This is a genomic window from Shewanella psychrophila (assembly GCF_002005305.1).
Taxonomy (GTDB): domain Bacteria; phylum Pseudomonadota; class Gammaproteobacteria; order Enterobacterales; family Shewanellaceae; genus Shewanella; species Shewanella psychrophila.
The window spans coordinates 2460487-2478121 of the sequence record NZ_CP014782.1; the positions used below are offsets into that span (position 1 = coordinate 2460487).

Below are 17635 nucleotides of genomic sequence, written 5' to 3' on the forward strand. Positions count from 1 at the left end.
ATCAACAAAAGCGCACACTCGTACGCTCAAACTGGTCTGAAGAGAAACTATTCAGTCCCAGGTGATTGTATTGCTATTAAAGCTCAGGTAATGTGCTCAACCATTGGCCAAACAATACTGATTAAATCACGATAGAATGGGAACTTCTGCAGAGTACCTCAGTCATAAAGTCGTATTTAGTCCCAGTACATTATTAACGGAACACCGCTAATTTAATGGTAGAACAAACTCGCAAAAAGCTTATTTCAGATAATTTAAATCAGGGTAAGCGTACGCAAACCGCAACAGAGACTCGGCATAGCAATGCCACCACGACACCAGAGATGCGTCGATTCATTCAGGAATCTGACTTTTCTGTGAGTCAACTTGCTAAAGTGCTGAACATCAGCGAAGCCACCGTACGTAAGTGGCGTAAGCGCGATTCTGTCGAAAATACCCCAAATACACCTCATCATCTCAACACCACACTCACCCCATTGCAGGAGTATGTTGTGGTTGGTCTCAGGTATCAGCTAAAAACGCCTCTAGACAAGCTCCTCAAGGTGACGCAAAAATTTATCAATCCCAATGTGTCACGTTCTGGATTAGCCCGTTGCCTGAAACGATATGGGGTATCTAAGGTAGGCTGTATCGAAAGTCCTTTGGTACCCGAACGTTATTTCAATCAGCTACCTGTCATTCTGGGTAGTAATATCGAGACCTACACCTTACATCCGGATACTTTGGCCAAGACCATAGCCGACGATGATCAAACCAGCGTGGTTCAGGTTGTGTCACTAACCATACCGCCACAACTAACCAATGAGGAACCCAGCTCGATACTGCTCGGCATAGACACAAGCAGTGACTGGATGTACTTAGATATTTACCAAGATGGCAATACCCACGCCACCAATCGATACATCGCCTATGTCTTAAAACACGGGCCGTTTCATCTGCGTAAGTTGCTCGTTCGCAACTACCACACCTTTTTACAGCGTTTTCCAGGTGCCAGACTCAGTCATGGGCATGTCACACAAAACGTTGAAACTAACAATAAGACACCTGAAAATCAGGCACCCAGTGGAGACTCATAATGAGCCAGACCTCTAAACCTTCAAAGAAGCCTTTAGCGAGTGATAAAAAATCAGCACCAGAGTCGGTACAAGACTCGACAGCCGATAAGCGTCTAAACAAACGTCTTAAAGATATGCCCATCGCCATCGTAGGCATGGCAAGTATCTTTGCTAACTCTCGTTACCTGAATAAATTCTGGGATTTGATCAGTGAAAAAATCGATGCGATAACCGAATTGCCATCGACTCATTGGCAACCAGAAGATTATTACGATGCTAACAAGAGCACACCAGATAAGAGCTATTGTAAGCGTGGTGGATTCTTGCCAGATGTTGATTTCAACCCAATGGAGTTTGGCTTACCGCCAAATATCCTAGAGTTAACTGATACATCACAGCTGCTGTCTTTGATCGTTGCTAAAGAGGTCTTGGCCGATGCAAACCTTGCAGAAGGTTATGACAGGGATAAGATTGGTATCACACTCGGTGTCGGTGGTGGTCAGAAAATCAGCCACAGCTTAACCGCTCGTCTTCAGTACCCAGTACTTAAGAAAGTATTCAAAAATAGCGGTATCAGCGACGAAGATAGCGCCATGCTGATCAAGAAGTTTCAAGATCAGTACGTTCACTGGGAAGAGAACTCGTTCCCAGGTTCACTGGGTAACGTTATCTCAGGTCGTATCGCCAACCGTTTCGATTTAGGCGGCATGAACTGTGTGGTTGATGCTGCATGTGCAGGCTCCCTTGCCGCCATGCGTATGGCACTAAGCGAGCTTGTTGAAGGTCGCTCAGAGATGATGATCACAGGTGGTGTATGTACCGATAACTCACCGTCTATGTACATGAGCTTCTCAAAGACGCCTGCATTTACCACCAACGAAACCATTCAGCCCTTTGATATCGACTCGAAAGGCATGATGATCGGTGAAGGTATCGGTATGATCGCACTTAAGCGTCTAGAAGATGCTGAACGTGACGGCGATAGAATCTACTCAGTGATTAAAGGTGTAGGCTCATCATCAGATGGTAAGTTTAAGTCTATCTACGCACCACGCCCAGAAGGTCAGGCTAAAGCCCTAAGACGTGCTTATGATGACGCAGGTTTTGAGCCACATACATTGGGTCTTATCGAAGCACACGGTACAGGTACCGCTGCAGGTGATGCAGCAGAATTTGCCGGTCTTTGCTCAGTATTTGCTGATGGCAACGACACTAAGCAACACATTGCCTTAGGTTCGGTGAAGTCTCAAATTGGTCACACTAAGTCTACAGCAGGTACAGCAGGTCTGATTAAGGCATCACTGGCACTACACCATAAGGTGTTACCAGCGACAATTAACATCAGCCAGCCAAGCCCTAAACTTGAGATTGAAAACTCACCATTTTACCTCAATACCGAGACTCGTCCTTGGTTACCACGCGCCGATGGAACGCCACGCCGTGCGGGTATCAGCTCATTTGGTTTTGGTGGCACGAACTTCCACTTCGTACTGGAAGAGTACAGTAAAGAACATAGCCGCCTCGATAGCGAAAAAGCAAAATACCGTCAACGTCAAGTTGCTCAAAGCTTCTTAGTAAGTGCCCCATCGAAAGATGCACTTATCACTGAGCTAAACAGCTTGGCTGCAGCGACAACACGTGAACAGTTCATGCTTGCCACTGCTGCGGCTGATTATGCACTACGTGAACTTGATGCTAACGCGCCTCGACTCGGTTTAGTGGCTAACACAAGTGAAGAACTAGCAACACAGATCAAGCAAGCTATCGCTAAGCTAACCATCAGTGATATTCTTGCCGACCAAGAAGGCTGGCAACTACCTGGTGGCACTAGCTTCCGCGCATCGAGTGTTGAAGGTAAAGTTGCAGCCTTGTTTGCTGGTCAAGGTTCACAGTACCTCAACATGGGCCGCGATCTAGCTTGCTACTACCCAGAGATTCGCCAGCAATTTGTAGCTGCAGATAAAGTCTTTGCCGCAAATAATAAGACGCCACTTTCACAGACGCTTTATCCAAAGCCAGTCTTTAATAGAGACGATGTTAAAGCTCAAGAAGCTATACTGACTAACACTGCTAATGCACAAAGTGCAATCGGTGCTATCTCTATGGGTCAGTACGAGCTATTCACCGCTGCTGGTTTCAATGCCGATATGGTTGCAGGACACAGCTTTGGTGAGCTAACAGCTCTTTGCGCATCTGGCGCTATCTCAACTGAAGACTATTATAAGCTAGCATTTGCCCGTGGCGATGCCATGGCCACTAAAGCCCCGACTAAAGACGGCGTAGAAGCTGACACTGGTGCTATGTTCGCCATCATTACCAAGAATGCAGCAGATCTTGAAGCCGTTGAAACTACTATCGCCAAATTCGATGGTGTAAAAGTGGCTAACTACAATGCACCGACACAATCTGTCATTGCAGGCCCAACAGCCTCTACAGCTGATGCCGCTAAAGCACTGAGTGAGCTTGGATATAAGGCGATAAACTTGCCTGTATCTGGCGCCTTCCACACTGAGCTCGTTGGTCACGCCCAAGCGCCATTTGCCAAAGCCATTGATGCCGCTAAGTTCAGCAAACCTACTCGCTCGCTTTACTCAAACGCAACAGGTGAGCTTTACGATAACACCGCCGCAAAGATAAAGGCCTCGTTCAAGAAGCATATGCTTCAATCAGTACGCTTTACCGCTGAGCTTGAAGCCATGTATGACGCTGGCGCTCGCGTATTTGTTGAGTTTGGTCCTAAGAACATACTTCAAAAGCTGGTTCAGGGAACACTTGCTGATAAAGCGGGAATAGTCGCTATCTCTATCAACCCAAGCCCTAAAGGCGATAGCGATCTACAACTTAAGCAAGCTGCAGTGCAGCTCGCGGTTGCTGGTATCAAGCTTGATAATATCGACCCTTACCAAGCCGATATCGCAGCCCCTGAGAAGAAGTCGCCAATGAGCATCTCTCTCAATGCCGTTAACCATATCAGCAAGTCAACTCGCGCCAAAATGGCCAAGTCTCTCGAAACTGGCACAGTCACCAGCTCTACTATCGTAGAAGAGAAGATAGTTGAAGTTGAGAAAGTGATTGAAGTTGAGAAGATCGTAGAAATTGAAAAAGTCGTCGAAAAAATTGTAGAAGTCCCAACAATTATAGAGAGTCAAGTAGTGTCTCAAAACGCACCTGTTTTAAATAAAGAGCCATCAGCGGTTCTTAGCCATGAGCCAACAGCGGCTGTTAGTGTCGGCAGCGATGCGCTAACTAACTTCTTTGCAGCGCAGCAGCAAGCTGCACAGCTTCATCAACAGTTCCTTGAGATCCCACAGCAGTACGGTGAGACCTTCACAACCTTGATGACTGAGCAAACGAAACTTACTACTTCAGGTATTGCTATTCCAGAGAGCCTACAGCGCTCAATGGAGCAGTTCCACCAGCTACAAGCTCAAACAGTGCAAAGTCATACTCAGTTCCTTGAGATGCAAGCAGGTAGTAACACTGCAGCGCTTAGCATGCTAAACGGCACGCCAGCACCAATTCAAGCGGTTCAGTCTGTAGTTCAACCAGCCATCATCCAAGCAGCACCAGTGGCTCAGCCAGTTCCTGCTCAAGTAGCGACTCCAGTGCAAGCAGCTCCATTAGCACCAGTTCAAGCCCAACGTCCTGTAGTTACAGCCCCCACAGTTGTTCGGGCTGCACCGGTACAAACAGTAACAGTAGCCCCTGTTGCTGCACCGGCTCCAGTCGTCGCTCCTGTAGCAACTAACACAAGTGCAGCTGAAGGCGTACTCTCTGCTGAAAAGGTTCAAGCCACCATGCTTGAAGTAGTTGCCGAGAAGACCGGTTACCCAACTGAAATGTTAGAGCTTGAGATGGATATGGAAGCCGATCTTGGTATCGACTCTATCAAGCGTGTTGAAATTCTAGGTACTGTTCAAGATGAGCTTCCAGGCCTTCCAGAGCTAAGCCCAGAAGATCTAGCCGAGTGTCGTACACTAGGTGAAATCGTAGCGTACATGAACAGCAAGCTGACTAATACAAGTGCCGCCGCGGCGCCTGCTTCGACTAACACAAGTGCAGCTGAAGGCTCACTTTCTGTTGAGACAACCTTGAGCGCACAAACAGCCTTGAGCTCAGAGAAGGTTCAAGCGACCATGATGTCAGTAGTTGCTGAGAAAACTGGCTACCCTACAGAGATGCTAGAGCTTGAGATGGACATGGAAGCGGACCTTGGTATCGACTCTATCAAGCGTGTTGAAATTCTAGGAACGGTTCAAGATGAGCTTCCAGGCCTGCCTGAACTAAGCCCAGAAGATCTAGCTGAGTGTAGAACTTTAGGTGAAATCGTTACCTATATGGGAAGCAAGCTTCCAGCCGAAGGCTCTATGAACTCTCAGCCAGCTATCACTGCAGCTGTTCCCGTTGCTAATGGTCTTTCTGCAACGCAAGTGCAAAGCACTATGATGTCTGTGGTAGCTGAGAAAACTGGCTACCCAACTGAGATGGCTAGAGCTTGAGATGGATATGGAAGCCGATCTTGGTATCGACTCTATCAAGCGCGTTGAAATTCTAGGAACGGTTCAAGATGAGCTACCGGGCCTGCCTGAGCTAAACCCTGAAGATCTAGCCGAGTGTCGTACACTGGGTGAAATCGTTACTTATATGAACTCTAAGCTTCCTGCGACGAATAGCGCCGCGGCGGCTCCTCATGTTAGTGCCGATGAAGGCTCACTCTCTGCGACTCTTTCTTCCGAGAAGGTCCAAGCAACCATGATGTCAGTAGTAGCTGAGAAAACTGGCTACCCAACTGAGATGCTAGAACTTAGCATGGATATGGAAGCCGACCTTGGTATCGACTCTATCAAGCGAGTTGAAATCTTAGGTACTGTTCAAGATGAGCTTCCAGGTCTGCCTGAGCTAAACCCTGAAGATCTTGCTGAGTGCCGTACTCTGGGCGAAATCGTTAGCTACATGAACTCTAAGCTTCCAGCTGCGGGCTCTACTAATACAAGTGTCGCTGCGGCACCTTCACAAGCCGCTGCAGGCGCTTCTGCTGAGACAGCCCTGAGCGCCGAGACTGTCCAAGCAACCATGATGTCAGTAGTAGCTGAGAAAACTGGCTACCCAACTGAGATGCTAGAACTTAGCATGGATATGGAAGCTGACCTTGGTATCGACTCTATCAAGCGTGTTGAAATTCTAGGTACAGTTCAAGATGAGCTTCCAGGCTTACCTGAGCTAAATCCTGAAGATCTAGCTGAGTGTCGTACACTGGGCGAAATCGTAGCGTATATGAACTCTAAGCTTCCTGCGACGAATAGCGCCGCGGCGGCTCCTAATGTTAGTGCCGCTGAGGGCTTGCTCTCTGCTGAGACAGCCTTGAGCGCGCAAGAAGTACAAGGCACTATGATGTCAGTGGTTGCCGAGAAGACTGGCTACCCAACTGAGATGCTAGAACTGAGCATGGATATGGAAGCCGATTTAGGTATCGACTCTATCAAGCGTGTTGAAATTCTAGGTACTGTTCAAGATGAGCTTCCAGGTCTGCCAGAGCTAAACCCAGAAGATCTTGCTGAGTGTCGTACACTGGGCGAAATCGTAAGCTACATGAACTCTAAACTATCTACAAGTGCCGCCGCAGGCGCTGCAGCTTTTGGTTCAGCAAGCGCTGCTGTAACTGGTGCAGTTAAGTCAGTTGCAGACACAATCACCTCTTCAACTAATGCTTCACTTGGGCTTCCTCCTCACAGCGAGGTAGCGCTAAAAAAGCTTAAAGCGGCGGATCAAATCAATGTTGATTCTAACGAGAAGTTCGCCGCTCTTTATGGAAATAGCGCAACCCTTGTGATCACAGATGATGGCCACAACGCAGGCGTTTTAGCAGAGAAACTAACAAAAAAAGGCCTGAAAGTAGCCGTTGTACGTCTACCAAAAGGCGCAGCTCAATCACCGTTAAGCAGTGATGTAGCAAGCTTCCAAGCAAAGAGTATTGATGAGTCTGGGATCAGCGCTGTTATTGCCCAAATCGAGCAGCAACTAGGTCAAATTAGTGGGTTTATTCACCTGCAACCAGAAGCTAACGAAGATAACCTGAATGATGCCGTTAACTTAAGCAGTGAAAGCTTCACTCACGTTAGCCAAGCCTTCCTTTGGGCCAAACTGCTACAACCTAAGCTGACAAGCTCAAGTGATAAGCGTCGTAGCTTTATCACTGTTAGCCGTATCGATGGTGGCTTTGGCTACTTAAACACTAAACAGCTAGAAAACGCTGAGCTAAACCAAGCAGCACTTGCGGGTTTAACTAAGACACTAGGCCATGAGTGGCCAACAGTCTTCTGCCGTGCGCTAGATGTCGCAACTAACTTAGATGCAACTCACCTTAGCGACGCGATCACTAACGAGTTGTTCGATAGTAACACTCAACTGCCAGAAGTAGGTATCTCACTCGATGCTAAGGGTAACCTTGAACGTACAACCCTAATAGCAGGTGAAGCAAGCAGTAAACATGCTGGTTCATCACTTAATAGTGCAGATAAAATACTGGTGACCGGGGGAGCAAAAGGTGTGACATTCGAATGTGCCCTTGCATTAGCCAAGCGTACTCAGTCTCACTTTATCCTTGCTGGACGTAGCGAGCTACTGGCTATCCCAACATGGGCGACGGCTAAGCAAATTAGCGAGCTAAAACCCGCTGCTATTGCCCACATAATCTCCACAGGTAATAAGCCAACACCTAAGCAGGTTGAAGCCTTAGTTTGGACAGTTAAAAGCTCTATCGAGATAAACACAGCCCTTGAAGCCTTTGCTCAAGTTGGCGCAAGTGCTGAATATGTCAGCATGGATGTGACTAACACCGCCGCTATTACAGCAGCGCTCAAAGGTCGCTCAAATGAGATCACCGGTCTTATTCACGGTGCTGGCGTACTTGCCGATAAGCATATTCAAGATAAGACAATAGAAGAGTTAGGTCGCGTCTACGGTACTAAGGTCAATGGCCTTAAAGCCCTGCTTGCAGCACTTGATTCAAGCAAGATAAAACTGCTAGCGATGTTCTCATCTGCTGCTGGTTTCTACGGCAATACAGGTCAAAGCGATTACGCTATGTCAAATGACATCCTTAACAAGGCGGCGCTGCAGTTCACTGCACGTAACCCACAGGCTAAAGTGATGAGCTTTAACTGGGGTCCTTGGGATGGCGGCATGGTTACCGATGCGCTTAAGAAGATGTTCACCGACCGCGGTGTGTACGTTATCCCACTAAAAGCAGGGGCTGAGCTGTTTGCCACCCAACTGCTAAGTGAGACCGGCGCTCAACTGCTTATTGGTACCTCTATGCAAGGTGGCGACTCAAATAGTAAAGACGCTGAAGGCTCTACTACAGGAAACGCTTCTGTAAAAAAGCTTAATGCGGGTGAGGTGCAACTTGCATCGCACCCGCTAGCACCTGTCTCTCTAACTAGAGCGTTGAACCCTAATGCGATGGTCTTTATCCAAGACCACCGCATTAGCGGTAACCCAGTGCTTCCCACTGTATGTGCAATACAGTGGATGCGCGAGGCAGCGAGTGAGATGCTCGGCGCTCAAGTTAAGGTGCTCGACTATAAGCTACTTAAAGGGATCATCTTCGACAGCAGCGATGTTCAAGAGGTGACCCTTGAGTTAACGCCCATAGAAAGCGAGCCTTCAGCGGTTCTTGGAAGTAGTGGCCAAATGACTGCGTTAATTAGTAGCCAAGGTCGTCCGCAGTACAAAGCGACACTTGCAGTATCAAGTGAGATCTTTGCCACTAAGTCTATAAAGTTGAGCGGCGATGCCGTCACAACAGATGCTGAGCTCTACAGCAACGGAAGCCTATTCCACGGGCCACGTCTGCAGGGCATCAAGCAAGTGTTTAAGTTTGATGACGCAGGCCTGTTAGCCAATTGTCAACTTCCACAAGTCGATGACAGTGATTGCGGCCAGTTTGTTGCAACGCGGCATATTGGTGGCAGCCAGCCATTTGCAGAAGATCTTTTGCTACAGGCGATGCTGGTATGGGCAAGGCTTAAGTACGGTTCAGCGAGCTTACCATCAGCCATAGGCGAGTTTATCTCAAACAAGCCACTGGCATTTGGTGATAAGGCAGTGCTTGAGCTAAAGGTCGTTAAGACAAGCAGCCGCTCACTTGAAGCTAATGTCGCGCTTTACCATGAAAATGGTGAACTTAGCGCGATGATGAAAGGGGCGAAAGTCACTATCAGCAAGAGCCTCAATAGCGCCTTCCTCAATGAAAGCAAGGAGGCAGCCTTGAGCGCCCCTGGAGGAAAGTCGTAATGGTTCACTCGACACTCCCCGTTAGTAAAGCTAGCGTCAGTGATCAAGTAATCAAGAGTGAGATGCCTCTGCGCATCGCACTCTTGGTGCTGCCGGCATCACTTGATTTAAGCAAGAGTTTAGACGCAGATACACTTAGTCTTGAAACACCAGAGGTGGCTAAGCAGCTATCTGTGCTATTGCCAGATCTGCATAACTCTACATTGCTACAAACCACCGAGCTTGTCTCTATCAAGGTTGATGATTTTGAGGCTAACTTAACTGCCACTATCGAGTCGATAGAGCAAGGTAAGCTAGTACAAATCTCAACACCGACTAGCTCATTGTTGATGATGCATGCACTAAAAGCGGCGCAAAATAGAATTCACCCCCATGCGCAACTTGCTGCAATGCAGATGCAAGCTGGATCTGATTCAGCAGCCTCTGCAGATGCTTGTATGGCTGATGCTTGTATGGAGAGTGCGTTAAGCCAAGCAAAGCGTAAACCTGACAGCGTCAGCAAGCGCTTTGATCTACCAGAGCTTAACAGTACCGAGCAGTTTGATGCGGTATGTGAACTCATCAAAGATCTTGCCTCGCGTACACACCATAGAGATGCAGCAGCGATTGGCCCTAAACAAGCCACCAGCCACTACTGGTTTACCGATCACCATCAAGCACGTGTGGTCGCCATTAACCTAACTAATTCTGTACAGAATCGCGCTTCACAAAGCAGCTCATCAAACTGCATCAGCTTCGTGGTCTCCCAAGGCACAGGCTTTATCGCACCAAGATCGATTATCCATGCCAATCGATTACAGTTTGTGGTCTCATCTGATACCCAAGCAGGGCTTATTGATGCACTAGGTTCACTAAAGGCTCAATTGGCAAACAATTCGACGAGTGAATCTCTGCTTACCTTGATGCGTGATAACCTATTTGCCTTTGAAGCAAACGGGAGTACTGACACATACGCCATTGCCCTGCAAGCAAGTTCAGTTGAAGCCATGCTTCAAGAGCTCAAAGCAATGGTTGAGACTCTGCCTAAGGTCATGGCTGAAAAAGGCCAAGCTCACTCATCTCAATCCTCACTTCAATATAAGACGCCAGCAGGCAGCTACTTTACTGCAGAGCCTTTAGGTTCATCTGCTCAAAGTGGTCTTGCATTTGTCTACCCAGGTGTGGGCACGGTTTACAGCGATATGTTCAGTGAGCTACATGGATACTTCCCGTCACTCTATTCTCAACTCGAGCGTGAGGGTGATTTGAAGTCGATGTTCCAAGCCGATGCTATTTATAACTTAGACCCTAAAGTCACTCCAGCTATGCCCCTTGGCGATCTCGCTATTGCCGGTGTAGGTAGCAGCTATCTACTGACTCAGTTATTGGTCAAAGAGTTTGATATCACACCTAACTTTGCTCTGGGTTACTCCATGGGTGAAGCATCGATGTGGGCAAGTCTGGGAGTCTGGAACGACCCACACTCCTTGATAGAGAAGACTAAAACCGATCCGTTATTTACAACCGCGATCTCAGGCAAGTTGACTGCTGTTCGCAAAGCGTGGCAGCTCGATAATCGTGATGCCGATATCGTCTGGAATAGCTTTGTGGTTCGATCAAAAGCCGCGCCAATTAAAACGCTTCTGCCTGAGTTCCCCCACGCTTATTTAGCGATTGTTCAGGGTGACACCTGTGTGATTGCAGGCTGTGAAACTCAGTGCCGCGAACTATTAGCACGGATGAAAAAGCGTGGCATTGCAGCCAATCGAGTCACGGCAATGCACACCTCTCCTGCGATGGAAGAACATGCCAATGTAGAGCAGTTTTATCATCAGCCGCTGCTTGAGAGTTTGCCAACTGACATTAAGTTTATCAGCGCAGCTTCAGGTGATACTTGTGTATCAAATGCTAGAGGTGGGTTAGACAGTCAAGTGGTTTCCCGCTCAATTGCCGACACTTTCTGCAACACCTTAGACTTTACTGCGCTTATTCATAGCGCTCAAAAACAAGGCGTAAAGCTATTCGTCGAATTAGGCGCAGATAGACAGAACTGCACACTTATCGACAAAATCGCTAAACAAGATCATCAATGTGGCGGCGAGTCGACCGACTTCCCATGCTGCACAGTGCCAGTGAATGCCAAAGGCGGAGATGATATTACCACCCTACTCAAGGCATTAGGCCAGCTCATTAGTCATCGAGTGCCACTCACTGTCACGCCGCTTATTGATGGAATAAATCGTGAAATCGCGCTATCTCAATTGAAGGCTGCTGCGATCATGAAGCAGATCAAGAGTGAACAGATGTCGAATCTAACATTACAAGGGGAAGTTTAATGCCTTCTTCAGACAACAACGCTAACTCCAAAAAAATGGCTAAGCAAAGCAAGATCGCCATTGTCGGTCTCGCAACGCTCTACCCTGATGCTAAGACTCCCGCTGAGTTTTGGCAGAACCTGCTCGATAAACGAGATTCACGCACGACCTTAACCAATGAAAAACTCGGTGCGACTAGCCACGACTATCAAGGTGTGCAGGGGCAATCAGACCGCTTTTACTGTGATAAAGGCGGCTATATTGAGAACTTCAGCTTCGATGCTGGCGGTTATCAACTACCGGCAGAGAGCTTAACAGGACTGGATGACAGCTTCCTTTGGGCACTAGACACCAGCCGTAAAGCACTGATTGATGCGGGTATGACCCTAAAGAGCGACTCACTTGCTCGTACCGGTATCATCATGGGCGCCCTCTCGTTCCCAACAACTCGTTCCAACGATCTGTTTCTACCTATTTATCACAGTGCGGTTGAAAAAGCCCTGCAAGATAAGCTGGGAAACAGCGCTTTCAAGCTAAACCCAACCAATGCCCATACCGTGCGCAGTCAAAGCGAAACAGCTTTAGATAACGCCAACGGTGCTATCGCCCACAACGCCTCAAAGGTTGTTGCTGACGCATTAGGTCTAGGCGGCGCACAACTTAGCCTAGATGCTGCCTGTGCAAGCTCAGTCTACTCACTCAAACTTGCCTGTGATTACTTAAGCGCAGGCAAAGCCGATGTGATGCTAGCCGGCGCAGTATCTGGTGCAGATCCCTTCTTTATCAACATGGGTTTCTCCATCTTCCACGCTTATCCGGATCACGGTGTATCGGTACCCTTTGATAGCGACAGCAAAGGTTTGTTTGCTGGCGAAGGCGCGGGTGTATTAGTACTTAAGCGATTAGAAGATGCTGAGCGCGATAACGATAAGATCTATGCTGTTGTCAGTGGTGTTGGCCTATCTAACGATGGTAAGGGACAGTTTGTGCTTAGCCCTAACCCTAAAGGTCAGGTAAAAGCCTTCGAACGTGCTTATGCTGCTAGTGATATCGAGCCTAAAGATATCGAAGTGATTGAGTGTCACGCAACGGGGACTCCGCTAGGTGACAAGATTGAGCTCACCTCGATGGAGACCTTTTTCGAAGATAAGTTAGCTGGCACTAAAGCGCCGCTAATAGGCTCAGCTAAATCTAACTTAGGCCATCTGCTGACTGCCGCTGGCATGCCTGGGATCATGAAGATGATCTTCGCCATGAAAGAGGGAGCACTGCCGCCAAGTATTAATATTAGCGATGCGATATCTTCGCCAAATAGCCTATTTGATGCCGGCACGCTACCTAATCAAGTACAGTCATGGCCTGTAAAAGCGGGTAATGATAAGCGCCATGCAGGTGTGTCGGTATTTGGCTTCGGTGGCTGTAACGCTCACCTGCTGCTAGAGTCCTACTCACATAATCAAGCCGCAAGTGCTCAAACAGCAATAGCTAGCCATCAGCCGGTTATTGCACCAAAGCCGCAGGCGATGAAGATAAGCGGTCTTGCCTCTCACTTTGGTCCTCTTAGCAGCATAAATCAGCTCAATGATGCCCTAGTATCAAACAGCAATGGCTTTATCTCGCTCCCAAAGAAGCGCTGGAAAGGGTTAGAGAAACACCAAGAGTTGCTCGCTGAATTTGGTCTTAGCGCTGCGCCAAAGGGTGCCTATGTCGACAGTTTCGACTTAGACTTCCTACGCTTCAAACTGCCACCCAATGAAGATGATCGCCTGATCTCACAACAGCTAATGCTGATGAAGGTCACCGATGAAGCTATTCGTGATGCCAAGTTAAAACCAGGGCAAAAAGTTGCAGTACTGGTTGCCATGGAAACTGAGCTTGAACTTCACCAGTTCCGCGGCCGCGTTAACTTACATACTCAACTTGAACAGAGCTTATCAGCGCTAGGCGTCACCTTAAGCACTAATGAGTACCAAGAGCTCGAAGCTATCACTATGGATAGTGTTCTCGATGCGGCTAAGCTCAACCAGTACACTAGCTTTATCGGCAACATCATGGCCTCACGTATCGCATCTTTGTGGGATTTTAATGGCCCAGCATTTACTATCTCTGCCGCTGAGCAGTCGGTAAGTCGCTGTATCGATGTCGCGCAAAATATGATGGCCAGTGAAGCACTTGATGCTGTGGTTATTGCAGCAGTTGACCTCTCGGGTAGTTTCGAGCAGGTAATACTGAAAAACAGTATTGAGCCTGTATCTATCGATGCCAGCGCCACTCAAAGTAATCGTGGCTGGAATGTCGGTGAAGGTGCTGGCTCTGTGGTACTGGTGCCAGCTGATGCTAACTCAGCGAAATCATACGGTAGCCTTGATGCACTAGCCTTTGGCAGAATAACTGAAGCGAACCTAGTTACTGATAACTTGTTGACCCAAGCAGGCATTGATATCAACACGGTTAAGGTGGTTGAGACAAGTATCGCACCAGGCAGCATCGCTTCTGAGTCTGTATGTACGCTATTCCCAAATGCTATTAGCACCAGTGCAGATGAGCGTGTCGGCCACAGTTTTGCAGCTGCTGGGATGGCAGGTCTACTTCATGGCCTGCTTAGTCTGTCGATTCAGAATCAGTCTCAGCACTCTCAGTCCCAAAGTCAGTCTGGCGCTGCAATCGTTGCTAACAGCAGTGAGAATCTAGTCTCGCAGCTATTAATCAGCCAAAGCTCAACTGAAAACAGCGCTCTTTGTGCTCGTTTAAGCAGTGAGCTTAAATCTGATGCCAAACACCAGCTACTCAAGCAGGTAACACTAGGTGGCCGTGATATCTATCAACATATCGTCGATACACCACTTGTGGCTCAAGCTTCAATTCAAGGCAAACTTGCGGCCGGCAGCACTTCAACAGTTGTGAAGCAGCACAAGCCTATCATCTCACGCACAGCACCCGTATTAGCTGCTCCTGCATTAGCAGCTAATACGACTGACCCCAAATTAACAGCACCTGTAAGCCCTACTCCAGTTTTAGGTACCCTTATGACAAATAAAGTAATTACAACGCCTAGCAAAACAATTGACGTTTCAGCTGGTGACATGGCAGCATTTGCGCAAAACCAACAACTGACTCAAGAAGCTCATCAGGCATTTTTAAAGAGCCGTTCAGCAGGCATGAAAGTGGCCGATGCTCTGCTTAAGCAGCAGCTTGCTCAAGTACTAATACAAGAGCCGGGTCAAGCACCAGCACCTGTCTCTAGCACAGTAATCTCTGCACCGGTTTCATACGCTAACACCTTGAGCACCACGCCAGAGCTAGCGCCGGATCACGCTAACGTGCCCGCATACATAGCACCAACACCTGAGCTTAAGTCATGTATCTGGAACTATGCCGATCTTGTTGAGTACGCAGAGGGTGATATTGCCAATGTATTTGGCTCAGATTACGCCATCATCGACAGCTATTCACGTCGCGTACGCCTACCAACCACAGATTACCTACTGGTCTCTCGCGTCACTAAGCTTGACGCTACAATGAATGAGTTCAAACCTTGTTCGATGACCACAGAGTATGATATCCCGATTGATGCGCCATACCTTATTGATGGTCAGATCCCATGGGCCGTCGCGGTTGAATCAGGTCAATGTGACTTAATGCTCATTAGCTACCTAGGTATTGATTTTGAGAACAAGGGCGAGCGCGTTTATCGCTTACTTGACTGTACCCTTACCTTCCTAGGCGATCTGCCACGTGGCGGCGATACGCTGCGCTACGATATTAAAATCAACAACTACGCCCGTAACGGCGAAACCTTGCTGTTCTTCTTCTCTTACGAGTGTTTCGTTGGCGATACCATGGTCCTGAAAATGGATGGCGGTTGTGCAGGCTTCTTCACCGACGAAGAACTTGCCGACGGTAAAGGCGTTATCCGCAGCGAAGATGAATTGAAAGCACGCGCACTAGCGGTTAAAAAGACCTTCAACCCGCTGATTGATTGTCCTAAAACTAGCTTCAGTTATGGCGATATCCATAAACTACTGACTGCCGATATTGAAGGCTGTTTCGGCCCAGCTCATGCAGGCCCTGCACAACCTTCACTGTGTTTCGCATCAGAGAAGTTCTTGATGATCGAGCAGGTCAGCAAAGTTGAACGTAACGGCGGTATTTGGGGACTTGGCTTAATCGAAGGTCATAAGCAGCTTGAAGCTGATCACTGGTACTTCCCGTGTCATTTCCAGGGCGACCAAGTGATGGCAGGCTCGTTAATGGCAGAAGGTTGTGGCCAGTTGCTACAGTTCTTTATGTTGCATTTAGGCATGCACACACAAACCAAGAATGGTCGTTTCCAGCCACTTGAAAACGCTTCACAGCAGGTGCGTTGTCGCGGACAGGTTCTGCCACAATCTGGCACCCTAACCTACCGCATGGAAGTGACTGAAATTGGCTTTAGCCCACGCCCATATGCGAAAGCGAATATCGATATCTTACTGAACGGTAAGCCTGTCGTCGACTTCCAAAACCTAGGTGTGATGATCAAAGAGGAAGATGAGTGTGTTCGTTACCCGACTCTGACAACTAACGCTATTACATCGACAGCGCCTGCGGCTCCCGTAAAGAGTGAGCCTTCTGCGGCACTTAATAAGAAAGCCTACCAGCCAGCATCAGCTAACGCGCCATTGATGGCTCAAATTCCTGATCTGACTAAAGCGCCAAACAAGGGCGTGATACCTATTTCACACGTTGAAGCGCCAATCACGCCAGATTATCCGAACCGTGTACCTGATACCGTGCCATTTACGCCGTATCATATGTTTGAGTTTGCGACCGGTAACATCGAAAACTGTTTCGGGCCTGAGTTCTCAATCTATCGCGGCATGATCCCACCACGTACTCCCTGTGGCGATCTACAGGTGACTACTCGTGTTATCGAAGTCAACGGCAAGCGCGGCGAATTTAAGAAGCCATCTTCATGTATCGCTGAATATGAAGTACCACAGGATGCATGGTATTTCGATAAGAACAACCATGAAGCGGTAATGCCTTACTCCATCTTGATGGAGATATCGCTACAGCCAAACGGCTTTATCTCAGGTTACATGGGCACCACATTAGGTTTCCCAGGCCTTGAATTGTTCTTCCGTAACTTAGACGGTGCAGGTGAATTACTGCGAGAAGTGGACCTTCGCGGCAAGACTATCCGCAATGACTCACGTCTACTATCAACGGTTATGGCAGGCACTAACATCATCCAGAGCTTCAGCTTTGAGCTAAGCACAGATGGCGAGCCTTTCTATCGCGGTACAGCGGTATTTGGTTACTTCAAGGGTGATGCACTGAAAGATCAGCTTGGTCTTGATAACGGTAAGGTTACTCAACCTTGGCATGTAGCTAAAGGGATTGCGGCAGATACGACTGTGAACCTACTCGACAAGAGCAGCCGTCACTTTAACGCCCCAGCGAGCCAGCCACACTACCGACTAGCCGGTGGTCAGCTGAACTTTATCGACTCTGTCGAAATCGTCGATAACGGTGGCACCGAAGGCCTTGGCTACCTGTATGCTGAGCGCACCATCGACCCAAGTGATTGGTTCTTCCAGTTCCACTTCCACCAAGATCCAGTTATGCCTGGCTCTTTGGGAGTTGAAGCGATTATCGAAACCATGCAGACTTACGCCATCAGTAAAGATCTTGGCGCTGGATTTAAAAATCCTAAGTTTGGTCAGATTCTGTCGAACATCAAGTGGAAGTATCGCGGTCAGATCAACCCACTGAACAAGCAGATGTCTATGGATGTCAGTATCACCTCAGTTAAAGATGTTGATGGCAAGAAAGTGGTCACAGGTAATGCGAGCCTAAGTAAAGATGGTCTGCGTATTTACGAAGTGTTTGATATAGCAATCTGCATCGAAGAAGCCTAAAATCTGCGCTTTTTTGCTTGAGTTAATGGCTAAAGAGACGAGCTCTTTAGCCATTAAAAGCTTACGAATTAGACAAGAGTTGCTATAA

Annotated in this window: 3 protein-coding genes and 1 pseudogene; all 4 read left to right on the top strand. The window is 48.0% G+C overall.

Features of this window, described 5'->3' with window-relative positions:
* Positions 1-215 precede the first annotated feature (215 nt).
* The 4 genes and pseudogenes from sps_RS10730 to sps_RS10745 all read left to right on the top strand — a co-directional run bounded on the left by sps_RS10730 (position 216) and on the right by sps_RS10745 (position 17547).
* Complete coding sequence (locus sps_RS10730; protein WP_169915740.1) at positions 216-1076, top strand: transcriptional regulator; 861 nt, start codon at positions 216-218, stop codon at positions 1074-1076.
* Positions 1076-9350: pseudogene (locus sps_RS10735) on the top strand (phosphopantetheine-binding protein). Before sps_RS10730 ends, sps_RS10735 begins: the two are co-directional and overlap by 1 nt.
* Positions 9350-11665 (top strand): PfaB family protein, encoded by a 2316-nt coding sequence (locus sps_RS10740; RefSeq protein ID WP_077752520.1) that lies wholly within the window; start codon positions 9350-9352, stop codon positions 11663-11665. The pseudogene sps_RS10735 and the gene sps_RS10740 overlap by 1 nt, the downstream one beginning before the upstream one ends.
* Positions 11665-17547 carry a beta-ketoacyl synthase N-terminal-like domain-containing protein gene (locus sps_RS10745; RefSeq protein ID WP_077752521.1) on the top strand — a complete coding sequence of 1961 codons (5883 nt, stop codon included), beginning with the start codon at positions 11665-11667 and terminating at the stop codon, positions 17545-17547. The genes sps_RS10740 and sps_RS10745 overlap by 1 nt, the downstream gene beginning before the upstream one ends.
* Positions 17548-17635 lie beyond the last annotated feature (88 nt).